Origin of the sequence: Pseudovibrio sp. POLY-S9, from assembly GCF_001431305.1 — a bacterium.
Lineage (GTDB): Bacteria > Pseudomonadota > Alphaproteobacteria > Rhizobiales > Stappiaceae > Pseudovibrio.
In genome coordinates this window covers 149,732-151,588 of record NZ_LCWX01000260.1, presented here as the reverse complement: position 1 = coordinate 151,588, position 1,857 = coordinate 149,732, and the positions used below count along the sequence as shown (strand labels likewise).

Here is a 1,857-nt window from a genome sequence, read left to right as displayed (position 1 = left end):
CACCTGCCGCTTAGCTCCCCCTAACAAGCAGCAGGCGAAGGGCGCGGGTGCCCCTCCCCTGGCACCCGCGCCCGTCCCCACAACTCCTGGAGACCACCATGCGCATCAGAGCAATTGATTTTGAGACAACGGGCTGGATGGAAGACCCAAAGGCTGAGATTTGCGAAATCGGTCACACTGACCTTATTCGCGTGAGGGAGCCATCCCTCTTCGTGATGGACACAACCTTTACCAATCTGGTCAACCCCGGCTATCCGATCCCAGAAGCCGCTCAGCAAGTCCATGGAATTACCGATGAAATGGTAAGGCTGAGTGTTACGCCAGCAAGTGCGAAGCATTACCTTCGCAGCGGCATGGCACATGACAGCATCTACACAGCGCACTATGCAGATTTTGAGCAACACTTTTTCAAAGCTCCCGACTTCCAATGGATCTGCACATGGCGCTGCGCAAAGATCCTTTACCCGGAAAGCCCGCGCCACAAGCTCAGTACCCTTGCCGGGCACTTAAAGCTTAAAGAGCGCGAGGGTTACAAGCCGGAGCTGGCAACCCCGCTCCACCGCGCCGGACCTGACAGCTACCTGTGCGCTCTTCTTGTTGAACGCATGCTGGAAGACCGAGAACTCACTGAGCTTCTGGAAATCTCAAAACGCCCTGCAGAAACATTCCCTCGCAGCAAGGAGGCTACTCAATGACAACTCCTCATCCTGCCCCCGGATGGCATCTACAGCTGATTTCTCACAACACTGGCCCATTGCTGCAACCAGACCAGTCACCTCTTGTAAGCGCACCAGAGCTTCAAGGGCACAAACTACTGGATGCCCTGGCACCTGACGCCGGCACCTTCTTCCTCAAACGCGAAGACCTGCGGCTAACCCTTGCAGACACACCAGAGGACACAGGACAGGTAGCCAAGCAAATCCGCGACCTTCAACACCTCTACCTCAACGGATGGGAAGCCTGCCAAAAAGCCCTGAACAAGATGGGCCGCGGCTGAACTTGAATTGCCCGCCGAGTCCGTAACCGACGGATGGCTGACGAAGCGGGGACTAGGGATGCCATCCGGGGGCAGTCGGTCGCCACCCCAAAGCCGAACGCGAACGCCGTAAGGACCAGGCGTGACAGCTCGGAGAGACGAGCACTCAAAACACACCTCTGGAGAAACCTAATGGCAATGGAAGTTTCAAAATCAATCGATGAAGAAGATGTGGCTCATGCGATCCGAATAGGTGATCTACAGCTCGAATGGATTTTGCAACACACCTTCGCTGCACCTTCAGAGACTACTGAACAGCTGACGCAGAAGATTATCCATCTGACCGGCACGCATCAGGCAGGCGTTCTAACTGAACGCTTCGCCAAGGCAATGCAAGAAACCTAACCCTCTTCAACCCAAACTACGGAGAAACCAAATGGCAGATGCAGGCGGCGTAGCAGCCGATCAACTCAGAGCTTTTGTAGAACGCATTGAACGCCTCGAAGAGGAAAAGAAGGTCCTCACAGATGACATTAAGGACGTATACGCCGAAGCCAAAGGAAACGGTTTTGACGCCAAGGTCATGCGTTTGATTGTTTCCCTGCGCAAACGCAAACCACATGAGCGCGAGGAAGAAGAAGCCATCCTCGATCTCTACCTCCACGCCCTCGGCATGGCAGGTCCTGTCGCGGAGGACGCATAAGCATGGCGGAGCCGATGAACTTCATTCCGTTGCCAGAGGGAAACTACATCAACCTGACGCACCCGGACTCCTCCAGGATCACCTGGCGTACTCTGGGCATTGTGTTGGGCCGCGTGGCTGCCCTGCCCAATCTGACGGATGCATTCCTTTCGCAGGCGCAGTTCAACACAATGGCAGC

At 55.5% G+C, this 1,857-nt stretch carries 4 protein-coding genes; all 4 read left to right on the top strand.

Annotated elements, in window-relative coordinates; all coding sequences use genetic code 11:
- Positions 1 to 98: 98 nt before the first annotated feature.
- The 4 genes from PPL9_RS29705 to PPL9_RS29690 all read left to right on the top strand — a co-directional run bounded on the left by PPL9_RS29705 (position 99) and on the right by PPL9_RS29690 (position 1,679).
- Positions 99 to 695, top strand: coding sequence for a 3'-5' exonuclease (locus tag PPL9_RS29705; RefSeq protein WP_057466080.1), 597 nt, complete (start codon positions 99 to 101; stop codon positions 693 to 695).
- Entirely contained in the window at positions 692 to 997 is a 306-nt protein-coding gene (locus tag PPL9_RS29700; protein WP_057466079.1) for a hypothetical protein, read from the top strand. The genes PPL9_RS29705 and PPL9_RS29700 overlap by 4 nt, the downstream gene beginning before the upstream one ends.
- 171 nt (positions 998 to 1,168) lie before the next feature.
- A complete protein-coding gene (locus PPL9_RS29695; protein WP_057466078.1) occupies positions 1,169 to 1,381 on the top strand; it encodes a hypothetical protein in 213 nt (70 codons plus the stop codon).
- Between the two features lie 31 nt (positions 1,382 to 1,412).
- Entirely contained in the window at positions 1,413 to 1,679 is a 267-nt protein-coding gene (locus PPL9_RS29690; RefSeq protein ID WP_057466077.1) for a DUF2312 domain-containing protein, read from the top strand.
- The last annotated feature ends 178 nt before the right edge of the window (positions 1,680 to 1,857 follow it).